Source organism: Acinetobacter sp. NBRC 100985, assembly GCF_000241225.1.
GTDB lineage: Bacteria > Pseudomonadota > Gammaproteobacteria > Pseudomonadales > Moraxellaceae > Acinetobacter > Acinetobacter venetianus.
On the sequence record NZ_BAEB01000007.1, the window covers coordinates 1 to 25,633 of the forward strand.

20 protein-coding genes, 1 tRNA gene and 2 pseudogenes are annotated in these 25,633 nt (G+C 40.0%); 7 read left to right on the forward strand and 16 right to left on the reverse strand.

Translation table 11 applies throughout. The features are described 5' to 3' along the window. A pseudogene (locus tag ACT4_RS02635) lies at positions 1–1,417 on the reverse strand (hypothetical protein); the annotation flags it as partial. 470 nt (positions 1,418–1,887) lie between these two features. Then, positions 1,888–6,330 (reverse strand): hypothetical protein, encoded by a 4,443-nt coding sequence (locus ACT4_RS02640; RefSeq protein ID WP_007479599.1) that lies wholly within the window; start codon positions 6,328–6,330, stop codon positions 1,888–1,890. 502 nt (positions 6,331–6,832) lie between these two features. Here ACT4_RS02640 and ACT4_RS02645 point away from each other — a divergent pair. Then, positions 6,833–6,909: transfer RNA gene (locus tag ACT4_RS02645), tRNA-Arg, on the forward strand. A 47-nt stretch (positions 6,910–6,956) separates the two neighbouring features. On the opposite strand, the gene ACT4_RS02650 is transcribed toward ACT4_RS02645, so the two are convergent. Further along, positions 6,957–8,255, reverse strand: a complete 1,299-nt coding sequence (locus tag ACT4_RS02650; protein ID WP_007479600.1) for a hypothetical protein — start codon at positions 8,253–8,255, stop codon at positions 6,957–6,959. 186 nt (positions 8,256–8,441) lie between these two features. Between ACT4_RS02650 and ACT4_RS02655 the strand changes: the two genes are divergently transcribed. From ACT4_RS02655 to ACT4_RS02665, 3 genes are all read left to right on the forward strand, one after another. Then, positions 8,442–8,939, forward strand: a complete 498-nt coding sequence (locus ACT4_RS02655; protein ID WP_007479602.1) for a YcxB family protein — start codon at positions 8,442–8,444, stop codon at positions 8,937–8,939. Between the two features lie 33 nt (positions 8,940–8,972). Next, entirely contained in the window at positions 8,973–9,614 is a 642-nt protein-coding gene (locus ACT4_RS02660) for a fumarylacetoacetate hydrolase family protein (RefSeq protein ID WP_007479605.1), read from the forward strand. A 78-nt stretch (positions 9,615–9,692) separates the two neighbouring features. After that, on the forward strand, positions 9,693–10,589 hold the full coding sequence (locus tag ACT4_RS02665; protein ID WP_007479607.1) for a polysaccharide deacetylase family protein: 897 nt from the start codon (positions 9,693–9,695) through the stop codon (positions 10,587–10,589). Here ACT4_RS02665 and ACT4_RS02670 read toward each other — a convergent pair. Then, entirely contained in the window at positions 10,586–11,386 is an 801-nt protein-coding gene (locus tag ACT4_RS02670) for a helix-turn-helix domain-containing protein (protein WP_007479608.1), read from the reverse strand. The two genes, ACT4_RS02665 and ACT4_RS02670, sit on opposite strands and share 4 nt — an antisense overlap. 107 nt (positions 11,387–11,493) lie before the next feature. On the opposite strand from ACT4_RS02670, the gene ACT4_RS02675 reads away from it, so the two are divergent. Further along, positions 11,494–12,402 carry a DMT family transporter gene (locus tag ACT4_RS02675; protein ID WP_007479609.1) on the forward strand — a complete coding sequence of 303 codons (909 nt, stop codon included), beginning with the start codon at positions 11,494–11,496 and terminating at the stop codon, positions 12,400–12,402. A 33-nt stretch (positions 12,403–12,435) separates the two neighbouring features. Here ACT4_RS02675 and ACT4_RS02680 read toward each other — a convergent pair whose 3' ends face one another. Beyond that, positions 12,436–13,686 (reverse strand): YihY family inner membrane protein, encoded by a 1,251-nt coding sequence (locus ACT4_RS02680; RefSeq protein ID WP_007479610.1) that lies wholly within the window; start codon positions 13,684–13,686, stop codon positions 12,436–12,438. A 114-nt stretch (positions 13,687–13,800) separates the two neighbouring features. Between ACT4_RS02680 and wrbA the strand changes: the two genes are divergently transcribed. Beyond that, complete coding sequence (wrbA, locus tag ACT4_RS02685) at positions 13,801–14,400, forward strand: NAD(P)H:quinone oxidoreductase (RefSeq protein WP_004877556.1); 600 nt, start codon at positions 13,801–13,803, stop codon at positions 14,398–14,400. Positions 14,401–14,432: 32 nt separating this feature from the next. On the opposite strand, the gene lgt is transcribed toward wrbA, so the two are convergent. Continuing rightward, positions 14,433–15,245 carry a prolipoprotein diacylglyceryl transferase gene (gene lgt / locus ACT4_RS02690; RefSeq protein ID WP_004877554.1) on the reverse strand — a complete coding sequence of 271 codons (813 nt, stop codon included), beginning with the start codon at positions 15,243–15,245 and terminating at the stop codon, positions 14,433–14,435. A gap of 93 nt (positions 15,246–15,338) precedes the next feature. Between lgt and ACT4_RS02695 the strand changes: the two genes are divergently transcribed. Then, positions 15,339–16,121, forward strand: coding sequence for an NRDE family protein (locus tag ACT4_RS02695; protein ID WP_007479614.1), 783 nt, complete (start codon positions 15,339–15,341; stop codon positions 16,119–16,121). A gap of 48 nt (positions 16,122–16,169) precedes the next feature. Here ACT4_RS02695 and ACT4_RS02700 read toward each other — a convergent pair whose 3' ends face one another. The 10 genes and pseudogenes from ACT4_RS02700 to leuA form a co-directional block, all read right to left on the reverse strand. Then, positions 16,170–18,149, reverse strand: a complete 1,980-nt coding sequence (locus ACT4_RS02700; RefSeq protein ID WP_007479616.1) for a PhoX family phosphatase — start codon at positions 18,147–18,149, stop codon at positions 16,170–16,172. A 187-nt stretch (positions 18,150–18,336) separates the two neighbouring features. Then, a pseudogene (gene tatC / locus ACT4_RS02705) lies at positions 18,337–19,100 on the reverse strand (twin-arginine translocase subunit TatC). Beyond that, positions 19,097–19,540, reverse strand: a complete 444-nt coding sequence (tatB, locus tag ACT4_RS02710; RefSeq protein ID WP_007479619.1) for a Sec-independent protein translocase protein TatB — start codon at positions 19,538–19,540, stop codon at positions 19,097–19,099. Before tatB ends, tatC begins: the two are co-directional and overlap by 4 nt. A gap of 12 nt (positions 19,541–19,552) precedes the next feature. Continuing rightward, positions 19,553–19,771 (reverse strand): Sec-independent protein translocase subunit TatA, encoded by a 219-nt coding sequence (tatA, locus tag ACT4_RS02715; protein WP_007479621.1) that lies wholly within the window; start codon positions 19,769–19,771, stop codon positions 19,553–19,555. A 242-nt stretch (positions 19,772–20,013) separates the two neighbouring features. Further along, positions 20,014–20,637, reverse strand: a complete 624-nt coding sequence (rdgB, locus tag ACT4_RS02720) for an RdgB/HAM1 family non-canonical purine NTP pyrophosphatase (protein ID WP_007479623.1) — start codon at positions 20,635–20,637, stop codon at positions 20,014–20,016. Positions 20,638–20,688: 51 nt separating this feature from the next. Next, positions 20,689–21,234 (reverse strand): hypothetical protein, encoded by a 546-nt coding sequence (locus ACT4_RS17230; protein ID WP_007479625.1) that lies wholly within the window; start codon positions 21,232–21,234, stop codon positions 20,689–20,691. 90 nt (positions 21,235–21,324) lie between these two features. Then, positions 21,325–21,912, reverse strand: coding sequence for a tetratricopeptide repeat protein (locus ACT4_RS02730; RefSeq protein WP_004877533.1), 588 nt, complete (start codon positions 21,910–21,912; stop codon positions 21,325–21,327). Then, a complete protein-coding gene (metW, locus tag ACT4_RS02735; protein ID WP_004877532.1) occupies positions 21,909–22,502 on the reverse strand; it encodes a methionine biosynthesis protein MetW in 594 nt (197 codons plus the stop codon). The genes ACT4_RS02730 and metW overlap by 4 nt, the downstream gene beginning before the upstream one ends. Beyond that, entirely contained in the window at positions 22,502–23,662 is a 1,161-nt protein-coding gene (locus ACT4_RS02740) for a homoserine O-acetyltransferase (RefSeq protein WP_007479629.1), read from the reverse strand. Before ACT4_RS02740 ends, metW begins: the two co-directional genes overlap by 1 nt. A gap of 126 nt (positions 23,663–23,788) precedes the next feature. Further along, entirely contained in the window at positions 23,789–25,486 is a 1,698-nt protein-coding gene (gene leuA / locus ACT4_RS02745) for a 2-isopropylmalate synthase (RefSeq protein ID WP_007479631.1), read from the reverse strand. Positions 25,487–25,633: the final 147 nt, after the last annotated feature.

Sequence of the window (25,633 nt, forward strand, 5' to 3'; positions counted from 1 at the left end):
TTGGGCTACCATCAGTACCGCCTGTGATGCCATCGATCACACCAGTGACAAGATCAATTGGGCTACCATCAGTGCCGCCTGTGATACCGTCAATTACATCAGTCACCATTTCTAGTGGTGTACCATCAGCAAGATTACCTAAGTTACTAAGATCGCTACCAATATGTTGGACAACTTCTGTAGCTGTAGAACCGTTATTAATTAATGTTTCCACCACACCAGATACGGAGTCGATCGAGCCATTAAAATCAGCGCCAGCTAAGTCTGAAACAGCTTCTAAAGAACCATTTACAGTATCGCGAGAAGTCTCAAAAGTCAGTGTGCCTAGATCTGCTGTATCCCCAATCGGATGTTCTGATTGATGAACAGCGCTAATGATTGTATCTGCAACGGTATTAATACCTGAGTTAATGACTTCTGTTTTGAGGCTCTCAGCACCTTGTAATGTATCAATACCGCTTTGAACAGTTTGAGTTACAGGACTACTTCCGCTACTTACCTGATTGATGATGGTAGAGACGGTATTTGTTGGGTTAGTCCCACCAGTGATATTTGAAATGGTTGTTGTTAGTGTATTGAGTTGATAGCCGCCGACACCAATATTTATATTGCCTGATCCTGTATTAATCCCACCATTGATACCATTCTCAGGGTCACCAGAAAGACCACTATTGATATTTCCAACAGGCGTATTGATGTTGCCGCTGGCATTGCCTGAGCTATCATTCACTCCGCCATTTAATCCCCCAAAGAAGTTAGTTAAAGCTGTTGCAGGATTATTCGCAATTAAGGTTCTAAAGTTGTTAATGGCGTTGATGTTATTTTCGAAACCATCTGTGTTTAGCCCAATAATTGAGCCACTGAATGCATTTGTTACGGTACTGAGTGGTGAAGTGTTGGTTGTGTTTGTAAAGGTATCAAAAATATTGGTTGGATTTTCTAGCGTACTTGTATTGAGAAGGCCTGAGTTATTGGTGATAGTGCTCGTGGTCTGATCAAATAATTGGTTATTCAGAGTTGTATTTTTTACATTCCCAGCCATATTAACAGCTGCATCTAATGGATTGTTGGTCGGAATATTTGGAACTCCACCACTCATATTGGGAACGACTTTAAACGGAATATTGACTAAACTTTTGAAGTTCCCGCTACTACTAGAAATGTCTTCAAAAGTCCCTGTGAATGATGATATAGGATTAAAATTTCCTAGAATATTAAGTACAGGGCTAAACGAGTTCATTGCTATATTGCTCGTTATACTGCTCACCATACTGTTGATATTTTGAGTAGACAGCGCCTGTGAAAGCAACGCAAAAGGAATCTGTGTTGAGCCACTCAGGGGCGATATTGTGAAATTATCATCAAATGAATTCGATGATAGATTCGAGATTGGCGAAAATAGACTTTTGAAGCTCATAAGCGTACCTATATATTTTTAAAATGTTTTGTTTCGAGTAATTATTAAATCCATATTGTTTTTGTGTGATTAACATCACATTAATCATTTTTAGTGTTATATGTTGCAGTTTTTTTGTCAATCTTGAGAATTTGATTTGCTTGTTCTATTTTTGATGTCTTATCTTGTTGATTATAAATAGTTTTAATATTTAATAGACTTTTTATTTGAGCTTAAATCCAGGCAGAATTTGTTTAATATATGAGCAATATCAGTTGTTTAAAGTGAAGGTTAATTTTTTAGACTGTCGGGGCGTTCTGTTTGTCAAAAGTGGTCATTCGTCAGTTTTTTTTGTATAGAATTTATTATTGTTAAGATATTTGAAACTATGTATTTATCAGTACTATTGATTAAGGTGTTTGAATGGATAAGTACGTTTAAATCTTTATTAAATCAAAGCCGCTGATGACAGCGGCTTTTTGAACGAGGATTTAGAATAGATTCAATGAGTGGAATAGATCATCTGAGAGATTTGTCAGTGTAGATGGTGAGGTAATGGTTTCTGTATATGTGCTGGTTGAGCCTGTTGAATCCATTACCGTTGTCACTGTTGATGTCGTTCCTGTAATTGCTGTCAGAATATGTTCAACGCCTAAGCTGTTCTCACTTTCACCATTTAAGCTAATGCTGATGAGGTTATGAATACCATCAAGTGAACCATCACTTAATCCGTCAGTCAGACCATCTAAACCAAGTTCAAGGTTATCCGTCGCATTGCTAATGGTTGTTCCAACAGAATCAAGCGCTCCGCCACTGAATACGCCATCGATATCGGCTGTAATATGAGTTACTTCACTTAGTGCACCACCATTAAGACTACCAGTAATACTACCAAGTAAGTTTGTGACGATTCCCAATGAACTTTCAGTGCCAGTTATGCCACCAACGACATTGGTGAGTAGATCAATCGGGTTACCATCAGTACTACCCGTGATACCGTCAATGACGCCAGTCACCATTTCTAGTGGTGTACCATCAGCAAGATCACCGAGATTACCAAGGTCATCAGCAATATGTTGAACAATACCGATTGCAGCAGAACCATTATCAACTAAGGTTTCAATGACACCTGTTGCAGAATCTAAAGCACCACTAAGATCAGCACCCGCCAAATCAGACAAGGTTTCTAAAGTACCATTTACAGTATCGCGAGAAGTTTCAAAAGTGAGGGTACCTAGGTCAGCGATATCCCCGACAGGATGTTCAGCTTGAGGGAAAGCACCGATGATGGTGTCAGCTACAGTATCAATCCCCGTATTGATAATTTCAGTTTTTAAGCTTTCAACGCCTTGTAGAATATCGATGCCTTCTTGAACAATCCCTGTGACAGGATTATTAGCAAGATCACCGCCTGTAATACCATCAAGAGCACCAGTGATGAGATCAATAGGGCTGCCATCAGTACCACCAGTAATGCCATCAATCACACCAGTGACTAAATCGATAGGACTACCGTCTGCTCCACCCGTGATACCACCGATTACACTAGTGACGAGATCAATCGGGCTACCATCGGTTCCACCCGTGATGCCACCGATTGCACCTGTAACAGTACCTAAAACTCCTGAGCCATCACCATTACCAGCAACAACGCCAACCAAGTTAGTCACTGGGCCAAGCACATTAAAATCACCTTCACCATTTAGACCACTGAGATCGAGAACAGATATTGCATTTCCTGAGAAGTTAATCGGTATCGTAATTGGCGTTACAACATTCGCATCATCTCCGTTGCCATTACCAATACCGTAGTTGTGCTCACCATTGCCTGCACCGATACCATCGAGGATTCCACCTGAACCATTGGCACTGCCGTTGCTATTATTTTCAAGGTCATTGTCATTGAACTGATTGGTTGTAGTGGTAGATGAGTTGTTAGTTGAGTTCGCAGAGGCACTACCAAAAAGAGAAATCGCATTACCCGAAAGGTTGATAGGAATCGCAATCGGTGCAACAACACTTGCATTGTCACCGTTACCATTGCCAATACCGTAATTGTGCTCTCCATTACCTGAGGCAGCGCCATTGAGTATTCCACCAAGACCGAATAAGCCACCAGAACCCGTGCTAACACCATTTCCTGTGCCATTGCTATTGTCAGTACTATCATTATCCTGATAATAGTTTGTAGTGGTTGTTGATGAGTTATTGGTTGAGTTGGCTGTTGCATTTCCAAAGATTGAGAATGCATTACCAGATGCATTAATTGGTGTCGTAATTGGCATCACGATGCTGGCATCATCAGCAATTCCATTGCCAATACCATAGTTATGTTCACCATTTCCTGCAGCAAAACCGTTCAGGATACCACCATCGCCAAGAGTCCCTGAGCCACCTTCGATTTCGCCAGCATTATGAGCATTGCTGTTATTGATGCTGTCATTGTCTTCGAAGTGATTCACAGTTGTTGTTGATGAATCATTGGTTGAGTTTGATGTTGCATTACCAAAGATGGAGAAGGCATTGCCTGAAGCATTGACTGGTGCAGTAATCGGGGTAACGATACTGGCATCATCAGCTATACCATTGCCGATTCCGTAGTTATGTTCTCCATTGCCAGCACCAACACCATTTAGCAGTCCTCCGCCAATTCCGTTCCCTGAAGAACCACCACCTAGACCACCATCACCAAAACCATTCGCGCTGTTACTGTTGTCTGTGGTGTCATTGTCTTGAAAATAGTTTGTCGTATGTGTGGATGAGTCATTCACAGAATTAGAGGTTGCATCGCCAAAGAGTGAGAATGCATTACCAGAGCCGCTCAGCGGGGCAGTGATAGGGGAGACAACGCTGGCATCATTTCCAATACCATTGCCGATGCCATCATTATGATCACCATTACCAGCGGCAGGACCGTTGCCCCAACCGCCTAAGCCGTTGCCAGCAGCTCCTTCGACGATGCCAGTGCTACTGTTACTATTATTTGTAGTGTCATTATCTTCAAAATGATTGACAGTGGTTGTTGATGAATCATTCACAGAGCTTGAATTTGCATCTCCAAATAATGCAAATGAGTTACCCAAGCCACTCATTGGTGTAGTAATCGGCATGACGACACTAGCATCATCACCGTTCCCATTGCCAATTCCGTAATTATGTTCTCCATTGCCAGAACCAACGCCACTCAGTAAACCGCCAACACCATTGCCTGCAACACTATTGATACCAGTGCCGTTATTACTATTGTCTGTACTGTCATTATCAAAAACATAATTTGATGCTGTAGTAGATGCATTATTTGTGGATGAGTTGTTTGCGTCGCCGAACCAAGAAAACTCATTTCCGAGAGCATTGATTGGTGTCGTTGTTGGCATGATCACGCCTGCATCATCACCGTTACCATTTCCGATACCGTAATTTTGCTCTCCGTTACCAGCGCCGAAACCGCTGAGAATACCACCAATGCCATTACCGGCTGCACCAGCGCCATTATTGCTATGATCATTAAAGTCATTGTCTTCAACAATATTGGTGGTGTTGGTGGTTGATGTGTTGGTTGATGTGTTGCCAGAACCATCTTCATCATTGTTATGATTTATTCCAGAGACACCATTGCCCATAATATTGATTGGGCTGACGACAGGTGATGTCCAGTCGACATCATCACCATTACCATTTCCGATGCCATAGTTATGTTCACCATTTCCAGCGCTCACACCATTGAGTAAGCCGCCAATCCCATTACCAGAAGCACTTCCCAAACCAGTGCCACCATTGTTACTATTATCGGTACTGTCATTGTCTTGTACGTGGTTGAGAGTTGTGGTTGAGCCATTGTTCGTCGATGAAACATCACCGCCAATACCTCCAAATGCATTACCTAGAACATTGACGGGTGTTGTGAATGGGGCTGTAACATCAACATCATCGCCATTTCCATTGCCGATACCATAGTTTTGTTCGCCATTACCTGCTGCGGGGCCGTTGCCCCAACCATCAATCCCATTACCTACAGCACTGCCAAGACCATTGCTATTGTTGCTGTTATCAATACTGTCATTGTCTTGAACAATATTTGTTGAGGTTGTTGCTCCATTATTGTTGGAAGAAACATCGCCACCACCAATGCCACCAAATGAGTTACCGAGAACTTGAACAGGTGTTGTCCATGGGGCAGTTACATCTGCATCGTCACCATTTCCATTGCCAATACCATAGTTTTTTTCGTCATTGCCTGCGCTGACGCCATTCAGAAGACCGCCTGCGTTTCCATTCCCAGCGGCATCTACGCCAGTATTGCTGTTATTGGTATTGTCATTGTCTTCAATAACAACTGTTGAACTGGTCGGAGTTGTATTGATTGAATCAACTGCACCACCACCAATTACTGCATAAGCATTCCCTAGGGAGTCTACAGGTGTCGTGACAGGTGTAATGATGTTGGCATCATCGCCATTTCCATCACCAATGCCATAGTTATGATGGCCATTACCTGAAGCAGTACCATTTAAGAAACCACCATCATTGCCATTTCCCGCAGTACCCGTATTACTGTTATCAATCGTATCTTGATCTTGTAAATGGATTGAAGAGGACGTTGGTGCTGTATTTATAGATGTGACAGGTTCAGCATTGCCAAACCAAGAATATGAGTCTCCGAGTGAATAGAAAGTTGTCGTAAATGGAATAGGAAAATTAACGCCTTCGCCATTGCCTACGCCAACACCGTAGTTTTGTTCACCGTTTCCAGCGGCAGTTCCATTCAACAAACCATCATAAGCAGAACTACTGCTATTATTGGTCAAGGTACTATCTTCTATTTGATTATTATTGACTGTTGATACCGTATTCACAGAAGATGATGAGCCTTGATTATTCTGGCTTGGAAGAGAAAGGATGCCTGTTATGGGTGATAAGATATTTTTAAATAACATATTGGTATACCTATCATAATTATTAAAGTCTTGTTTTATTCGTCCTTATAATTATGTGACTCCTGTCTCATAATTAATAAAAAGTATTGAATGTTTAATTAATTGTTGTCAACGCCACTCGATAAAGCGTAGTTTTTGTGAAAATCTTGGGGATAATAAAAATCAACTGCTTAGCTTATTTTTTTAGTGTGAGAGAAGAGAGAAAATATGGATAAAATAGCTAAAATCTATATCAAAAGCTAAGTGAATAAAATGTGAAACAAAGCATCTAACGCTGTAAACAACTTTTTAATCTTCTGAAATTTAATAATAAATCATGAAAATTTTGATCGTAGTGATTAAGCAGAAACTCTTGTCTCGTATTTCAATTGAAAGCAAATGTTTATATTGTGTATTGATGTGTTTTTAAACGATGTGCTGAATCTATAATCAATTGAAATTATTTTGCAATAAAGTTCTTATCAAATGGGAAAAAGTGCGTATAATGCCCTCCATCAAATACGCGCTCATAGCTCAGCTGGATAGAGCACTTGGCTACGAACTAAGGGGTCGGGAGTTCGAATCTCTCTGAGCGCACCAATTTGAAGAATTAACCGCTAACTTAGCGGTTTTTTTGTGCCTGAAATTTATATTTTGTTTTTAACTTTCTGTACAAACACGGTATTACCTCCAACAGCAGGCAGCACATCATGATAAGGCAAGCTGCGCATTGCCCTTAATAAAAATGGTGCTTTTTCATCAATTTTTGCGCTGGTGGTTATTTTAAATAAACTGCCTTGTTTGAGCTCAGTCAACTCCATTTTTCCTTTAATAAAACGTAAATCACCACCCGTGGCATAAAAACTATTCTCGGTGTCATTTGGATAGTTAAAATGCAGTTTAAATGCAAAGGGAATATTAATGACCCCTAAACCGACATTAACTTGAATATCAGCATTTTGTCCTTGGTTTTGAATGGGTGTCGTGACGACTTTTTTAATTTGTCTTGGAAATAACTCTTGATAGGAAATAGGATTCAACCATTTCTGTAATTGCTGTGGTGGATGTTTATAAAAATGATAGGTCGTTGTAAATCGCATGCCTTCACGTCCGTGAGTATACGGTACGCTCGTCGGGGCATGTAACACGCTGACTGGTTGATGGGATGCTTGAATCAGTTGAGTGATTTTCGCTAATTGAGCTGCACTGAGTTGTGGATTGGGCATTTGTCCTGCATTGAGTGCAGCCGTGTTTTGTCCAATAAATTGATTTCTGAGAGATTCTAAAATAAATGCATTACTTGTACTGGGAATCCCAAGCTTAACTTCAGGAATGGCATTTAATATTTTTTTGATGATAAAGCCTTTGGGTTGGTTTAGATCTCCCCATTGCGTTAAGGTGATCAAAGTTCTGTTGTCATCGAGTGCAAACCACTCTAGTTTCCCTACTCCGTAAGGAATAGGTGCATCGACTACCAAACTCGCGATGCTATTGGCTTTAATCTGATGTTGTAATGTCACATCTTCATTGAAATTAAGTACAGGAATAGGTGTTGGGATGGAGACTTTATATTTCATCTGTACGATATTGCCTGATTGTTCAATACGTTTGGCAGACTTCAGTGTTGGAAATAGACCAACATAATGACTAAAGTCAGTCAATGTTTCAGAAACGCGTTGGCTATTGGCGGGGACAATAATCGCTGCAGTATTAAAACTAACACTTGGCTGAGGATTGTTTTTTAATGTTGGTACAGAGGTTTTGACGGCAGGTTGCCCATAAATAAAAATATTGCCTTGCGTATAACTGGCTAAAAGCTGCGGATTATTTTGAAAAGGCTGTAAAGCACTTGGAATATTGTCAGACCATATAATGATCTGAGCAAAACTAAACGGACTTATTCCGAATAAAATGCCTATAGAAATGAGGCGAGAAAAATAAGACATTACATTCCTTTGAGTTCTTATAATTTACCCGTTGAGCAATGGGTGTTTATCCATAACAGTGAATCCAAAATATTTATAATTTCTTTCTAGAGTAAAAAATAGTCATATTGTGTAAAACAACATGTAGCCATTTAAATTAGTGTAATATTTATGCCCATTCATGATGAGCAAAATTAGAAGCCGAGTATGTCTGAACAGCGTCCAACCGTATCTGTGCGTTATTACCTTAACTTACAAGAATCTCAAGATGGTTTTGCCTTAGTCACTTTTGGAAAAAAGCCTCTTACGCGTTTTCTCACCCCAGCGATTAGTATTGCGATTATTTTGTGGGGTGTTTATCTCGGTTTTACTGATGTAGGTCGCTATTACGTCGCGCTTGGCGTTTTCTTCCTGATCATGCAGGGGGTGATGCGTTATTGGTTATTGCCGATGTTGTTTAAGCGTCAGTTCGTGCGTTATCAATTTGGAAAAAGTGAGCAAGGCATTGATCTCTACCAAGATCATTTTGAACTTTACTCAACAGGAAAGAAACAAACAGCGCAGTATGCTGAAGTACAATCCTTTGCAGTAGGCAAGTTGACCTACATGTTAGAGTTGAAAAATCATACGGTGATTATCGTGCCCAAACGAGCATTTACTGATTCAGCAGATCAAACGAAGTTTGAAAATAGCTTTAAAAAATAAACTCATTATTGGTTATAACAACAAGGAGCTTACATGAGTACTCAGCCATCAAAAATTGTTTGTGTAGGCAGAAATTATGCTGAGCATGCAAAAGAGCTTGGTAATGCAATTCCAGATCGTCCGATTTTATTTATGAAACCACCCAGCAGTATCGGTTCACTGGCGCAAGGTGTTAAATGGAATCAGGCTTTAGGCGAGTGTCATTTTGAATGTGAAATTTGTTTGCAAATCACACATCCTCTTTCTCAAGAGACGGATAAACTAAAAGCTTTAGAAGCTGTTGGTGCGATCACGCTAGGTTTGGATCTCACGCTGCGCGACTTACAAAGTGACTTAAAAGCAAAAGGACAGCCCTGGGAGCGAGCGAAAGCATTTGATGGCGCATGTATTCTAGCGGATTGGGTCGAAACAGATGAAATCGGCGATTTGCAAGAATTAGAGCTGATCCTGACGATTAATGGAGTTGAGCGTCAGCACGGTTTTAGCCGAGATATGTTATTTGATATTGGTGCTTTACTGGTTGAGATCAATCAATCTTTCAGCTTACAAGCAGGCGATGTGATTATGACTGGAACGCCAGCTGGCGTTGGTGCATTACATTCGAATGATCAGTTGACAATGAAGTTGATTACCCATACTGGAGAATATGACTGGGATACCTTTGTAAACGCTTAATAATGTTTAGAATGGCGCTGACTTTTATTTTATAAGATCAGCGCCATTTTTATTTAAAAATAAAAGAGAAGAAGAATCATGAAAAAATGCTTAGGTTTGCTGCTGATATTCGTGACAACAATGGGGCAGGCGAAACAACTGGCATTAAGCTTTGATGATGGTGTGAATCCCGATCTAAATTCGCAAGCGGTGCAGATTAATCAGCAAATTCTACAACAACTCAAACAACATCAACTAAAAAGTATTATTTATCCAAGTGTTATTAAAATAGGGGATTATGCAGGTTTGCAGCTTGTAGCTGAATGGGGCAAGCAAGGGCATCAAATTGGGAACCACAGTGAATTACATCTAAATCTCAACAAAGACCATATTAGCAGTCAGCAATATATTGCAGGCATACAACGTGCAGAACAGGTTTTTCGTCCGCTAACGGGTTGGACGGCAAGATATCGTTTTCCTTTTTTAAAAGAGGGAAATACGCTTGAAAAGCGAGATCGCGTTGCAGCGTACTTAAAACAACATCATTATCAATCTGGCGCTGTCAGTATTGATGCTAGTGATTGGTTTTATAATCAGAAATATATCGCCTATCAAAAACAAGGACAGACGCAGTACCTTAAAAAGTTAAAACAGGCTTATATTGCTCATTTACTTGATCGGGCCGCATATTATGATCAATTAGCGATTGAAACGTTGAGCTATTCGCCTAAGCATGTTTTGTTGTTACATGTAAATGCGATCAATGCGGCATTTCTGAATGATGTCATACAGACATTCCAAGCACATGATTGGCAGTTGATTGATAGCGAACAAGCATACAGTGATGCACTTTATCAAAAAAATGCAAAAATTTTGCCCGCAGGTGAGAGCATTATTTGGTCTTTGGCAAAGCAAAAGGGGCATGTCAATTTGCGTTATCCCGCTGAAGATGCACCCTATGAACAGGAAAATTTAAAACATTTCGAGCTGCCTTAACTGCCTTGATAGAGTTTTCGGAACTGATCAGGGGTGAAATGCATCCAACGTTTGAACATATAAATAAAAGCTGATGAACTAGCATAACCTAAATCGAGCGCAATACTTTCAATGGTTTTGCCTTTGTTTAACATCGACATTGCTTTCATGACTTTTAAACGTTGTCGCCACTCGTGCAAAGACATACCAAGCTCTTTTTGGCTATAACGTGCCAAGGTTCGCTCAGTCATGTTGATCATTTTAGCAAGTTCTTCTAAGGTACTATCATCTGCTGGATGCTCATGTAAATGATTAAGAATTTGAGTAAGAGCTGGATGTTGTGTAGTGGGTAAATAACTTCCGACTAATTCGGCATGTGTTAAGCAATCAAGCAGCACTTGGAGCAGCCTTAAATATTCAGGATCATGGTCGGGTAAGTGATGACTACGAATATGTTCGAGTAAGGATGGAACTAGTGGTGCAGTCAGTAGAATACCTGCCTGTTGCGGCATCTGCTGACACAAAGATTCATGGACATACAGCGTACAGTAAGTGACATCATTTCGGTTAATGCCACTGTGCTGCATATGTGGTGGTAGCCAAATACCATAAGGTGGCGGTGTTAAATAATGGATTTGCTCGATATTTACTTCTAACACACCATCAAAGGCATAAATAAATTCACCCCAAGCATGTGCGTGTTCGGGGTAAATTGTTTCAGCAGGCGCATCGCGAACTCTTAACCATAATGGGGCAGGAATATCATTGATGGCAGGAATTTTTTGGAAATCCTGAATCCTTTGTGCTGTTTTTTTCATAGAGTGAGAATTGCCCGAAAACACGTATGTATTGTCAGATTTTCACTATATCATGAAAATCTGACAGACTTATATTGGCTCTCTAGAATGAAAATTGGGAGAGGGCGATGGATGAGCGTAAAGCTTTAGATGCAAAAGCATCAGGTCTAATGATCGTGCTTTGTATGATTTGGGGATTGCAGCAAGTGATTTTAAAAATGGCTGCTCCCGATATCTCGCCCTTGATGCAAATTGCATTGCGCTCTGGTTTAGCTGCACTTTTGTTATTGCCTTTATTGTGGCTGGATAAAAACAGTCAACTGTTTAATCGACAAAACCTTAAAGCAGGCGGTTTGGTTGCTGTTCTTTTTTCTTTAGAATTCTTCTTATTGGCACAAGCGTTAAATCTAACCTTAGCATCTCACGCCGTGGTATTGCTATATACCGCTCCGATTTTTGTTGCCTTAGGATTGCATTGGAAGTTACCGTCTGAACGTTTAAGTGTATTGCAATGGAGTGGGATCGCGATTGCATTTATGGGGATCGTTGTAACCTTTATTCGCCCCAATCAAGGCCCTACAACAGTACTTGAGCAACAAATGCTTTGGGGGGATTTATTGGCTTTGGCGGCTGCAATTGCTTGGGCTGCGACGACGATTACCGTACGTTTATCCTCTTTGGCTCAGGCCGCAGTGACTCAGACTTTGTTTTATCAGCTTGCAGGGAGCTTTGTCCTGTTATTTAGCTTGGCTGTTTTTCTGGGACAATCCACCATCCATTTTACTCCCTTGGTTTTTGGTAGTTTGGCATTTCACACTTTGATTGTTTCTTTCGCAAGTTTCCTTGCATGGTTTTGGTTACTTAGAAATTATTTAGCTTCTCGTTTAGGTGTATTTTCATTTTTAACGCCATTATTTGGTTTGGCTTTTGGTGTGTGGTTATTGAATGAAACTGTAGAACTAAACTTTATGGTTGGTTCTGCATTGGTTCTGTTTGGGATTGTTGTTGTGAGCTTACAGGGTTGGCTACGGAAATAAAAAAGACCTCTGTTGAGGTCTTTTAGGTGAGCTTTATTTCTGTTCAAAGATAGTGGAAAGAGGGATGGAAAGTTTAGCCGCTAAGTAATCATTACTTTCAATCAATGATGGCCCAAGTCTCTCCATCCATTCATCATCTTGATGAATATTCAGAACGTCCTCACGGAGTGGAAGCCGATAAGGCAGCGCAGTAAAGAAACTCCAGAAATCGACTTGTGCCAGATTGCGAACCAAAACGTATTCATCCTTGTCGGTACGCTTAACCAAATTTTGTTCCTCTAATTGGAGGATATATGCAGGCAGGCGGCCCAGTTCACCTCGTCCAATAATACCGAGAAGCTCTTGCTCCGAAACACTTTCACCAATCTGTTGCTTTTTATAAAACAATTCCAAAATGTCCAATAACATCAGGATCGGATGGCGTTTCTGTTCCTTTCCTGAGTGAAATGCAGTCAATGCATAACTCACTTCGACGCCGAGCAAAATCATATTCCAAGAAAGATAGATCCAGAGCAGGAAAATAGGAACGGCAGCGAATGCACCATATACGATTTCGTAGCTAGTGAAGTTGCTCATCACCCAACCGAAGAAGCGTTTTAAGATTTCAAAAACGGTTGCACTAAAACAGGCAGCAATCAGTGCGGAGGGAATAGGCACGGTACGATTTGGAATCGTCCAATACAGAATAAAGAAACCAATAATGGTTAATAAAAATGAAATCATCCATAAGATAAAAGATCCATTTAATTGATAACCAGCAAAGTTATTGCTCAGAATATTCATCGAAGCAACAGTAGAGGAGAGGACAAATGCACTACCGAGCACAATTGGGCCTAATGAAATAATGGTCCAATAACGCATAAAGCCAACCAAACCTGAACGTGTCTCTTTAACGCGCCAAATACGGTTGAAAACATTCTCGATTGAGGTCAGCATTAAAACGGTTGTGACAAAAAGAAACAGCACACCAATGATGGTCAAGTTACTTGATTTCTCGGTAAAAGCATTAAGCGCTTTATCAAAAGCAATGGTACTTTTAGGTAAAAAGTTACTATAAATGAGTTGTTGTAGCTGCTGTCGAGCAGGCTCTAACGCCTTAATCGAAGAAATGATAACCAAGAATACAGTTAACATTGGAACCACAGCAAATAGGGTCGTATAAGTCAAAGAACCTGCTTGTTCCTGACAACGATCAGCCTTGAAGCGCCGTAACACAAATACAATAAACTGAAACCATGTTTTCTCTAAAAAAGGTAATTTTTTTAGATAACGGTCTAAGATCATGGGTTCTATCCTAATTATTTTTAATAAAAATCTTGTGAAAATCACAAGACTTACTACCGCGCAAACTATAAAAAATGTCGTATAGTGTTCTTTTTAACAAAATTACCGAAACTGATGCAACCTTACGTTCTTGTACTCTATTACAGTAAATATGGTTCAACTAAGCAAATGGCACACCTGATTGCTGATGGAATTGAAGCTTCAGGTATGACTGCACGAATTCGTACTGTACCGAATTTAGCGACTGTTGTGACAGAGGCTCAGCCAAGTATTCCAGCAGATGGAGATATCTATTGTAGCTTAGAAGATCTAACACATTGTTCTGGTTTGGCACTTGGCTCACCAACTCGTTTTGGCAACATGGCGAGTGAGATGAAATATTTTTGGGATCAGACCACGAGCCTATGGCTGAATGGCGCTTTACATAATAAACCAGCATGTGTATTCACTTCATCAGGATCAATGCACGGTGGGCAGGAAAGCACATTGCTGACAATGTTACCGCCACTGTTCCATCATGGCATGATGATTTTAGGGCTACCGAATTCAATTCCTGCATTATCCAATACCAAAACAGGTGGTACACCTTATGGTGCAAGCCATGTCAGTGGTCCTCGTCATGATCAAAGCTTATCTCAAGATGAAAAAATGTTGTGTGAAGCTCAAGGAAAGCGGTTAGGTGAGGTCGTGAAAGCGCTGATTGGAACGTTTTAATTAGAAAAAAGGGAGCATCAGCTCCCTTTTTATTATTTCTTAATTTGCCAATCGTAGATTTTCTTGTGATAGGCATACCACATCATCCATAGACCAATAATGATCATTGGGAAACTGAGGATTTGTCCTTTGGTCATCCAGCCAAACAAGATAAAGCCTTGGTCAATATCTGGTTGACGGAAGAATTCCATGAAGAAGCGCGCAACGCCATAGCCGATCAAGAATAATGCTGAAACTGCCATACGTGGGCGAGGTTTCGCACTAAACCACCATAAGATGATGAATAGAAGCAGACCTTCACACAAAGCTTGATAAATTTGTGATGGGTGACGAACCAATCCTAATGGATCTGTTGGAAAAATCATGCCAAATGGATAGCTTGGATCTTGAACTTGGCGACCATAAAGTTCACCACCAATGAAATTACCAATACGACCGAACATTAAACCTGTTGGTACACACGGTGCGATAAAATCCAAAGTCTGAAACCATGTTTTTTGGTATTTCTTACACCAAAATAACATCGCAATGATGACTCCAAGGAAGCCACCGTGGAAGCTCATGCCACCTGTCCACACTTGGAATAACCAGAGTGGGTTTTCTAAAAACTTACCAAACTCATAAAACAGCACATAGCCTACACGGCCCCCAAGCACGACACCTAACGCACCATAAAACACAAGGTCTGAGACCATGTCACCAGTCCATCCATCACGTTGCTTAGCACGATATGATGCTAAACCCCATGCGCATAGAAAGGCCAATAAATACATCAGTCCATACCAGTGCACTTTGACTGGTCCTAAGCTCAGTGCGACTGGATCAATATTAGGATAGGTCAGCATTGCTGTTCCTCAATTTTATATTTTGAGCAGATTGTAGCGGAATGATGTGAAAAATGTTGTACATTCAATGTGTAAAGATGTGAGAACAAAATAATGTGTATCGTCGCTTTTGCATGGCATGTTCTTGAGGATATGCCACTTTGTTTAATTTCAAATCGTGATGAGTTTTATCATCGTCCAAGTCAAACGCTGCATCTTTGGGAAAATAGTCAGATCGTTGCAGGACAGGATTTACAGTCTGGCGGAACTTGGATGGGTGTCACCGCATCAGGTCGCTGGGCAATTGTGACAAACTTTCGCAATGGACATGATAAAAACCAATATGAAACCTCGCGTGGAAAACTCATTCAAGACTTTTTAGAAAGTGACTTGCTACCCATTCGCTTCGCGCAAAAGTTAGAACAACAGCAACAAGCCTATGCTGGCTTTAATTTATTCATTGGTGATCGTGAGCAAGCGGTGTATATGAGTAATCGTGGTGAAGCACCTCAAGTGTTAGCCAATGGTGTGTACGTGGTTTCCAATGGATTAATGACTGAGGACTGGGAGAAAACCAAACATTTGCGCAAGCGTTTTACGCAAGAGTTTCTACCGATGTTGCAGCAAGTTGATATTTCAGAATCAGATTTAAAAAATGCGGTATGGGATATTTTGGAGGATGAGAGAAAGATTATTCCTGATCTTTTACCAAATACGGGAGTCAGTGTGGAAATGGAGGAGTTACTTTCTTCTACCTTTATTCAAAGTCCGATTTATGGGACACGCTGTTCGAATCTTTTAAGAATGACATCGCAACAGTGGCATTGGCTTGAGAAAACCCAACAAGGTGAGCAGCAGGGGCATCTTGAGGAAATAAAACTGAGCTTGCTGAAATAAATAATGCCGACATTTGTCGGCATTATCTTTTGATTTAAAAGCGAAGACTTAAGCTTTTTTCTCAATAGAAGGCGCTACTGGATCAGCCGTGATATAGCCTACACATGCGCTATAACCACCATTATAGTTTTCTAAAACTTTTGCTTTTAATTCAGCAGGAAGTTTTGAGCTATCACCAGCGTGTTGGAAGTTACTCATGATATATGTCCAACCATTTACAGAGTCAACGGCATGTAAACCAGTTGATTCTGCACCTGCTGGTGTAGACAAGATACGATCTAATTGTTTCGTATCAACGTTATAAGCCCAAAGGAAGTTATTAGTGTGGTTACCACTATCTTCACCAATGAACAAGGTACGTAAAGTTTCTGAGAATTTCAGGTTATCTGCACTTGCAATATTATCTGGGTTTGCTGTGTTACCTAAAGCATCTACAGAAATATCTTCACCCATCATGAGCATATGACTTTGATATGGAGCCCATTCGCTATTGATTAAGGCATTAGTGCTGTCAACTTGGCTGCCTTTCATGTCATGCGCAAGGATACCGCCAGCTTTGATGGTTTTTTTGAATTTAACATTATGGCCAGCAACCCAAGCAGAGTTACCTTCGATCATCGAGTCTTGTATATTTGCAAGTGCCGAATAAGCGACTTTATCCTTGATGTTAACTGTTGTACCTTCCATCTTCGTAAACGCCATACTACCGCCTTTAAGAGCAGCGTAACGATGAGTTTCTAGGAAAGCAGCAGCAAGTTCGATCTCTGCTTTTGTAAAGCCATTATTTGCTTCTTTAAGTTTGATCCAAAGCTTTTTCTTATCAAGCAGGATTTGTGTGTAACCCGTTGTATCAGCAGGTGCTTCAGTCAAACTTTCCATAATGTTTTCAGCTTTGATACCGCGAACATTGACTAGGTCATCAATTGCTTTACTTGTTGTATGACCCAGTTTGATCCATTTGATTGGTGCAGTCGAGGTTTCATTCAATTCAGCAGTATATTGAGCAATATACAATGTACCTGCTGAAAGGTCTTTTTCTTTGTCTGCTACGAACATGAAGAAACCACCGTTCGTGTAGTCATCACCCATGATTACAGTGCGGTTATCGGGCATTACTTGAATGAGTTCGTGTGAGATACGACCTAAGCAATAGTGTTTAACTGCTGTACCACGACCTTTACCATCAAGAATAATTTCTGGTAAATGACCATAGTTATAAACATTTGCGGTATTTTCATTGCCATATAGGTTTTTACTATATGCTTTTAAAGTCGCTAAGCTTGAACCGATTTGATCGAAAGCATCTGGTTCATACTCTTCACTTGAAAGGTGCGTATTCCAAGGAGAAAGGCTTGCACCACAAGTAATCCAAAGACCATGAACTTTAGACATATCTACATTGAAGTATTTTTTCAATGCAAGGTGTCCAGTTTTTTGATCTTGATCTAATGTCAGTACCGCAATCGGAGAAGGTAACTGACCATACATGCTTTGAGCAGCTAAGTTTTGGGTGGTGTATTCAAACTGAACAACATGGAATACTGGTGTTGTTACCCCCGCAACTTGAGCACCTTCAATATGAATTAATGATGAACCATCTGGACAGTCAGAGAAGAATTGACGCTCTTGACCAGCAACAGAAGTATCACGGATAGGTTGATTGTTAATATCGTAATAACTACCTGCGATAATTTTACCGCCATCGATATTGTCAACTTCCATACCAGTGCGGAAGAACTCTTCATAACCCAACTTATATTCAGTTGATGTATTGTCATCCCAAGTTACTGTTAAGCTAGATTTAACAGATGTTGTTGCCATATCAAGTGTAGTTGATGGTGCAGCCATAGGCGTAAACTTAGCACTTTTAAATTGTGCTAACTTAACAGCAGGTGTAGAGCTGTCATTGCTATCGTTACAACCTGTTAATGCTGCTGCAGTTCCCATTGCCCCTAGTGGTAAAAACGGTACACCCGCGAACCATTTCAAAATATCACGACGACTTGGCTGATTTGTATTGGCAGTCATAATAAATCCGTATCTTTAATTAATGATAAATAAATCCTGATTGATTCTATGAATTACAGATGACATTTTTTTACACTTTTAAGGCAATTTGAAGACAATTTAATTTTTGTAAATATTTAAAAAACATAAACTTAAAAAAGAAAACCTCTGCGATTTCGACAGAGGTTTATGATTTAAATATACTTTATTAATCTTCTTTTCTTTTTTCTAGTATTTTTCCAAATAGTAAACCAAGTTCAAACAGCATCCACATCGGGACTGCAAGCATAATCATCGATAGGGCATCAGGTGGTGTTACGAACATTGAAATAAAGAAACAACCAACCACAATAAAACGACGCTTTTCGATCAGACTCTGGGTGCTGACGACACCGATTAAGATCAATACCAAGGTAATAATTGGAATTTCAAAAGTAAAGCCGAAAACCAAGAATAGCTTTAAGCAGAAACTTAAATAGCTGTTGATATCGGTCATTGGCGCTACAGTTTCAGGCGATACACTAATAAAGAAATGTAAAATCGCTGGTAGTGTAATGAAATATGCAAATGCAACGCCTAAATAGAACAACACAATGCTGCCTAGCAATAATGGAACGGCTAAGTGACGTTCTTTTTCATACAAAGCAGGCTTAATAAATGACCAAATCTGGTAAATGATATAGGGCATTGCCAGCATGAAAGCGACAAATAAGTTGAGCTTAAATGGAGCCATGAATGTTGCCGTAACATCAGTGGCAATCATGGTTGATGTTGCTGGTAGTTGTTGTCTCAATGGGTCAGAGAGCCATTGATAAGTATAGTTTCTGAAAGGTAATAAACAGAAAAAAGAAAAATTGTTACACCAACAATTTTAAATAAATATTGGCGAAGAACAATCAAATGCTGCATCACAGGCATTTGTTGGAGGGTTTCTTCAGTACTGTTGACTGAAGTAGATGGCAATTGGCTCATACGGCAATCTTTAATTCTGTATCAAACTGCTCTGGTGTCGGTTTTAATGTGACATCTTGAGCGAATAATTGTTGATATTGAATACTGAATGGAACGGCAGCATGTTGTTCGAAATGAAAGTACTGAATAGATGCTTTAGTTTCTGATGCTGCCTGTTCTGGTTCTTCAGTGGAGGTTTGTGTGCTTTTTAGCTCATCCAACTGTTTTTGCATTCTGCGTTCGAGTTCAGTAATTTTATCAATTTCTTTCTGCATCTCTTCTCGAAATTCAGAAAGGCGCAGTTCACGATCAATCTCATTCTGAATATTGTTGATAAACTTTTTAATTTTTCCATACCATTTCGCTACAAAGCGTGCAGCTTCTGGCAATTTATCAGGACCAAGAACCAGCAAGCCGATTACTGCAAAGCAGAAGATCTCGGTCATTCCTAAATTCAGCATAATCAGGCTCGCTTAGCTTTTTACTGAACTTTCAGTATTTTTAACTTGAGCATCAATCGTGCGTGGTTCATTTAAAGATGCAGTTGCCTCATCTTCTTCTTTCATTGATTTTTTGAAATCTTTAACTGCACCACCGACATCTTTACCTAAGTTTTTAAGCTTTGATGTACCGAAAAGTAAAATAACCACGATTGCGAAAATGAGTACGTGCCAAATTGATAAACCAGCCATAATTTTATTCCTATCAAACTTTGTATATATCTCAACAGCTTGGCATGACAAATATGTGACACTTATATTGCAATTTTGCGACAGAGGGACAATTAGCTTTAAATATTTGAATAGATGATTTTACTTTTGGTTTGTAATCAATGCCTAATACAGGTGTTTTTTCTAATTTAAGCGTATTTGATTTTTTATTTTATATAAAAGTGCTCTAGTTTTTATTCATCAACTAGAGCACGCAGCTTGATTTAAATTAAGCTGGCTTTGAAGAGTTGCATCGCTTTGCCACGATGACTGATTTTACTTTTCTCTTCTTTGTTGAGTTCAGCACTCGAACAGTTACGTTCAGCTACCCAAAAGAGGGGATCATAACCAAATCCATTTTCTCCGCGAGCAGTTTCTACGATTTCACCTTTCCAAATACCTTGAAAGATTTGTGGTAGAGGATCTTCGGCATGTGTGACCAATGCAAGTACGCAAACAAACATACTTTCAATCACTTCGCCATCTTTGCGGAAAGGTGCGAGGTCAGCTAAAAGTTTTTGGTTGTTGGCAGCATCGTTACCATGTTCACCCGCATAACGAGCAGAATAGATGCCTGGAGCACCACCTAGAATTGGAACACAAAGTCCTGAATCATCCGCAAGTGCAGGTTTACCTGATAGTTTAGAGGCATGACGGGCTTTGATAATGGCATTTTCAACAAAGCTCAAACCGTCTTCGATTGCATCTTCAATATCCAGTTTACCTTGAGGAATAATCTCGACAGGTAGGTTGAGTTGTTGAAAGAGGTGTTCAAATTCGACCACTTTGCCTTTGTTATTGCTTGCAAGCAGAAGGCTGCCTTGTGTGAGCCATGATGGGATAGACATAATAGAAAATCTCAATATATTAAATGACCTGAAGTGTACTAAATATCTTTTTTAACGGGTTAGATGATCAATCCATTTCTCGAAAGTAGGATAAGTATTTTTTGCATCATTGATAATATCTGTAACTGTCCTATACGAAGATCTGGCATGTTTTTGAGCAAAGTTGAGAAATTTGATGTTTTCTTTTACAGGGCGTTTGGGAAATGAGATAACAGCTTCATGTGCTCCATAATTCTGAGCTAGTAGCCATAAATAATCATCAAAATTTTTTGCAACCACACCTATTTCACCTTCTGATCCAAGAAAAACAATAGGTTGTTCTAAAGTGTTTTTTTGGTGATTGACGAGCCAAAATGCAGTATATCCACCTGAACCATCCTGCCCGAAGATGAGAAGTTGATTACTATCAGCTTCGTTATTTCCTGTCCATGATTTAAACCAACCTTGAGTTTCTTCTTCTGATAAAAAATGTTGATAAGGTTCAAAATCAAGATCTTCATCTTCATCTTCATCTTCATCTTCATCTTCATCTTCATCTTCATCTTCATAGAAGTCGATTTGATGAAGTTGAGTGAGCAAATCGGGGAATTGATACATGTCTATATCCAGTGTTTTATTTTCTAAAATTACTTTTTGAAATAAAAAACCGACTCTTACAAGTCGGTTTTTCGATCTTTAAAATTCAGCTTATTGTGCTTGAATCCATTTATCAGCACGATCACGTGCAGTACGGATTTGATCTTGCGTTAAGTTAGCAGCTAAAGCAGTTTTCTTACCTTCTGAAAGTTTAATTACTTTAGTGTCGAGCATGCCATCACGAGTAGAAAGCTCATACCATTGATAAGCACCCATGTAGTTTTTCTTTTGCTCTTCCATCATTGCAAGATTAAAGCTGGCACGATTGTCACCATGACTTGCTGCTTTCTCAAAGTATTTACGTGCTAAAGCTTCATCTTTTTTGACGCCAATACCATCAGCATACATGCGGCCGACATTTAATTGTGCTGCTGAGATACCTTGATCTGCTGCTGCTTTAAACAAAGAAAAAGCTTGTTTCTCATCTTTAGCCACATCCTTACCGTATTGGTAACGAGTCGCTAAATAAAATTGTGCCCCAGCCTGACCAGCTTTTGATGCGCGTTGTAACTCATCAATACCCATTACTGAGTATCGTGCTGCTTGTGCTGCAACCGATTGCGGTTGAGTCACATAGTCAGCATGCGCTTGTATACTGATCAGACCAAATAAAAATGTGCTGATTAATGTCTTTTTCATAGAGCGCTCACTCGATAAATTGCGACTTCACCAAATAGGTTCGGCATATGCTTGCTCAGCATACTACCTTGTTGGTCACCATTAACGGCAAGTCGATTAATAATTTTAATCCGATTCTCAGCACATAAGGCTTCAAAGTCACGGAAAGTACATAAATGAATATTCGGGGTGTTATACCACATATAAGGTAAAGCTTCCGAAACAGGCATTTTCCCTTTTAATGCTAGAAAAGAGCGTGTTTTCCAATACGCAAAGTTTGGGAAGGTAATAATGGCCTGTTTGCCGACACGCACCATATCACGAAGTAATACATCTGGTGCATCTACAGCTTGCAAAGCTTGTGCCATAACCACAGAATCAAAAGATTGGTCGGCAAAGCGGCTTAAACCTAAGTTTAAGTCCTGTTGGATAATATTTAACCCCCGACTGATCGCAATTGCAATCTTTTCTTGATCAATTTCTAGACCATAGGCACGAATATTGTGCTGTTTACTCATATGAGCCAGTAATTCACCATCACCACAACCCAAATCGAGTACGCTCGAATTCGGATTAATCCATTTTTCAGCGAGTCGTTGATCTATACGCATTAGTGAACCTCCTGCGGTGTCGATTGCAACTGTTGTTCTCCACCTAAAAATGCTCGTAGTGTTTTTACATAAAGTGGGATTGGGAACAAGAACGAGTCATGACCTTGTTCAGCATCAATATCTAAGTAGCTGACAGGCTTATGATTATCAATCAATGCATCCACTAACTCTTGTGAACGGCTTGGGCTAAAACGCCAATCCGTGGTAAATGAGATGACCAAAAACTTACATTTAGGTTGACTCATTGCCTTCGTCAAAGAGTGCTCATATTCACGAGATGGATCAAAGTAGTCCAATGCCTTGGTCATAATCAAGTAGGTATTTGCATCGAAATTACGGCTGAATTGTTCGCCTTGGTAACGAAGGTAACTTTCTACTTGGAATTCGACATCAAAGCCGTACATAAATTTGCCTGATTTTAAATCACGACCAAATTTTTGCTTCATCGCCTCTTCGGAGAGATAGGTAATGTGCCCAACCATACGCGCTAAAATTAAGCCACGTTTTGGATAGCTATCATGTTCCAAATAACGACCATGATGGAAATCAGGATCGGAAAGAATCGATTGGCGTGCAACTTCATTGAATGCAATATTTTGTGCTGAAAGCTTTGGTGCACTTGCGATGATGGCACATTTTTTTAAACGATCTGGATAATCCAAAGACCATTGTAATGCTTGCATGCCACCCAATGAACCACCAATAACTGCATACCAAATCTCAATCCCTAGACGATCTGATAGCATTGCTTGAGTTTTTACCCAGTCGCGTACTGTGACAAGCGGAAAGTCTGGGCCATAAGGGCGATTTTCATTCTCTGGATTCGGCGAAGTTGGGCCAGTTGAACCGCTACAACCACCAATGTTGTTTAATGAAACCACAAAGAAATGATTGGTATCGATTGCTTTTCCTGGTCCAATACAACTATCCCACCAACCTGCTTTTTTATCATCTTCATGATGAAAACCTGCGGCATGGTGATGTCCTGATAATGCGTGGCAAATTAAGATCGCATTTGACTTATCTGCATTGAGTGTTCCATAGGTTTCAACCATCAAATCAAAACGGGGGAGAATACGCCCACATTCGAGTTCTAGAGGTTGTTCAAACTGAAACTTTTGTGGTGTGACTAAACCCACTGAATCCGATGGAAAAGACACTGGAATGATTCGCCCTATATTAAATCATTAATAATAAAAGGATACCAATTCAGGTATCCTTTCAAAAGTCATTTTTTCTGATATTACAACTCAGCTTTACTGAGCATTATGTGAAATTTCACAAATTTACACGGCTGCTGCAACCACTTGTTCAGTTGTCAACACGCCTTGCTCGATCAAGCGGTTAGTACATGCGATAATTGCTTCAATTGATGAAGTGACAATGTTGTCGTGAACACCTGCACCAAATGCGCTCTTACCAGCACCTTTCACTTGAAGCTCAATTAAGGCAAGCGCTTTCGCATTTGCACCTGAACTGATGCTACGTTCTTCATAGTTCACAACATCAATTGGGAGTTGTAATGCATTCAACATCGCTGAAATTGGGCCATTACCTTCGCCACGTAAGCGTTGGACCTCACCTTCAATTTCAATGTCTAATTCAATGATTTGTGTGCCATTGATATCTGACAATTGATAATGCTTCATTTGATAATGACGGTTTTTGATATCGACATAAGTATTTTGGAATAAAGTCCAAATTTCAGTTGCGCTGATCTCAGTGCCATTTTCATCAGTATGTTGTTGTACGATCTGACTGAACTCAATTTGTACACGACGAGGCAATGCAACGTTGTAATTTGATTCCAATAAGTAGGCAATACCACCTTTACCAGATTGGCTATTCACACGAATCACCGCATCATAATCACGACCTAAGTCTTTAGGGTCGATTGGTAAATAAGGCATGTCCCAAATTTCTTCATCTTTCTGGAATTCAAAGCCTTTTTTAATCGCATCTTGGTGAGAACCAGAGAATGCAGTAAAGACTAAATCACCTGCATATGGATGACGAGGGTGCACAGGCAAACCAGTACATTCTTCAACAGTTGCAATGATTTCATTGATATTTGAGAAGTCTAATTCTGGCGCAACACCTTGGGTGTACATGTTCAAGGCAATCGCGGCAACGTCAACGTTACCTGTACGTTCACCATTACCAAACACACAACCTTCAACACGGTCAGCACCTGCCATAATTGCCAACTCAGATGCTGCAATACCGCAACCACGGTCATTGTGACAGTGAACTGAGATAATCACCCCATCACGACGTGCTAAATTACGGTGCATCCATTCGATTTGATCGGCATAGACATTTGGTGTTGAAACTTCGACTGTTGCAGGTAAGTTTAAAATGACTTTGTTGCTAGGAGATGCTTCCCAAATTTCAGTTACAGCATCACAGACATCTTTTGCGACTTCTAATTCAGTTGCAGAGAAACATTCAGGGCTGTACTGGAAAATCCAGTCCGTTGCTGGATATTCGGCTGCATACTCTTTTACTTTTGTCGCGGCATTGATTGCAAGTTGTTTTGAACCATTTGCATCGACATTCAACACTTTCTTACGAAAAGTCGGAGAGTTCGAATTATAAATATGGACGATCGCACGTTTCGCACCAACTAAAGCTTCAAATGTACGTGCAATTAAATGATCACGTGCTTGAACCAATACTTCAATGTAAACATCTTCAGGAATCAAATCTTCTTCAATCAACATACGAGTAAAGTCGAAGTCAATTTGCGAAGCAGAAGGGAAACCGATTTCAATATGTTTAAAGCCGATTTTTACCAACATTTTGAACATTTTCAATTTTTGATCCATGTTCATTGGTTCAAAAATCGCTTGGTTACCGTCACGAAGGTCGGTACTCATCCAAATCGGTGCTTTGTTAATTTCGTTGTTTGGCCATTGACGATCTGGTAAATCCACTCGTTGATACATACGGCGGTATTTTTTGCTTGGGTCAGCCAACATCATGAGATAACTCCTTGTTGTAGCATGGTTGCTGAGTCAAATTAAATGCAACGTACTACAAATATATATGGGGTCTATAAGAATCAATTTAAAGAAAATATGGGGATTGAGTGCCTGAAAAAATAGGCAAAAAATTTATACGCGCGCGAG

Excerpts from the sequence above, each read along its gene's own strand:
- ACT4_RS02640 (WP_007479599.1), bottom strand. The coding sequence starts at position 6,330 with ATGTTATTTAAAAATATCTTATCACCCATAACAGGCATCCTTTCTCTT.
- ACT4_RS02650 (WP_007479600.1), bottom strand. The coding sequence starts at position 8,255 with ATGTCTTATTTTTCTCGCCTCATTTCTATAGGCATTTTATTCGGAATA.
- ACT4_RS02655 (WP_007479602.1), top strand. The coding sequence starts at position 8,442 with ATGTCTGAACAGCGTCCAACCGTATCTGTGCGTTATTACCTTAACTTA.
- ACT4_RS02660 (WP_007479605.1), top strand. The coding sequence starts at position 8,973 with ATGAGTACTCAGCCATCAAAAATTGTTTGTGTAGGCAGAAATTATGCT.
- ACT4_RS02665 (WP_007479607.1), top strand. The coding sequence starts at position 9,693 with ATGAAAAAATGCTTAGGTTTGCTGCTGATATTCGTGACAACAATGGGG.
- ACT4_RS02670 (WP_007479608.1), bottom strand. The coding sequence starts at position 11,386 with ATGAAAAAAACAGCACAAAGGATTCAGGATTTCCAAAAAATTCCTGCC.
- ACT4_RS02675 (WP_007479609.1), top strand. The coding sequence starts at position 11,494 with ATGGATGAGCGTAAAGCTTTAGATGCAAAAGCATCAGGTCTAATGATC.
- ACT4_RS02680 (WP_007479610.1), bottom strand. The coding sequence starts at position 13,686 with ATGATCTTAGACCGTTATCTAAAAAAATTACCTTTTTTAGAGAAAACA.
- wrbA (WP_004877556.1), top strand. The coding sequence starts at position 13,801 with ATGCAACCTTACGTTCTTGTACTCTATTACAGTAAATATGGTTCAACT.
- lgt (WP_004877554.1), bottom strand. The coding sequence starts at position 15,245 with ATGCTGACCTATCCTAATATTGATCCAGTCGCACTGAGCTTAGGACCA.
- ACT4_RS02695 (WP_007479614.1), top strand. The coding sequence starts at position 15,339 with ATGTGTATCGTCGCTTTTGCATGGCATGTTCTTGAGGATATGCCACTT.
- ACT4_RS02700 (WP_007479616.1), bottom strand. The coding sequence starts at position 18,149 with ATGACTGCCAATACAAATCAGCCAAGTCGTCGTGATATTTTGAAATGG.
- tatB (WP_007479619.1), bottom strand. The coding sequence starts at position 19,540 with ATGCTGAATTTAGGAATGACCGAGATCTTCTGCTTTGCAGTAATCGGC.
- tatA (WP_007479621.1), bottom strand. The coding sequence starts at position 19,771 with ATGGCTGGTTTATCAATTTGGCACGTACTCATTTTCGCAATCGTGGTT.
- rdgB (WP_007479623.1), bottom strand. The coding sequence starts at position 20,637 with ATGTCTATCCCATCATGGCTCACACAAGGCAGCCTTCTGCTTGCAAGC.
- ACT4_RS17230 (WP_007479625.1), bottom strand. The coding sequence starts at position 21,234 with ATGTATCAATTCCCCGATTTGCTCACTCAACTTCATCAAATCGACTTC.
- ACT4_RS02730 (WP_004877533.1), bottom strand. The coding sequence starts at position 21,912 with ATGAAAAAGACATTAATCAGCACATTTTTATTTGGTCTGATCAGTATA.
- metW (WP_004877532.1), bottom strand. The coding sequence starts at position 22,502 with ATGCGTATAGATCAACGACTCGCTGAAAAATGGATTAATCCGAATTCG.
- leuA (WP_007479631.1), bottom strand. The coding sequence starts at position 25,486 with ATGATGTTGGCTGACCCAAGCAAAAAATACCGCCGTATGTATCAACGA.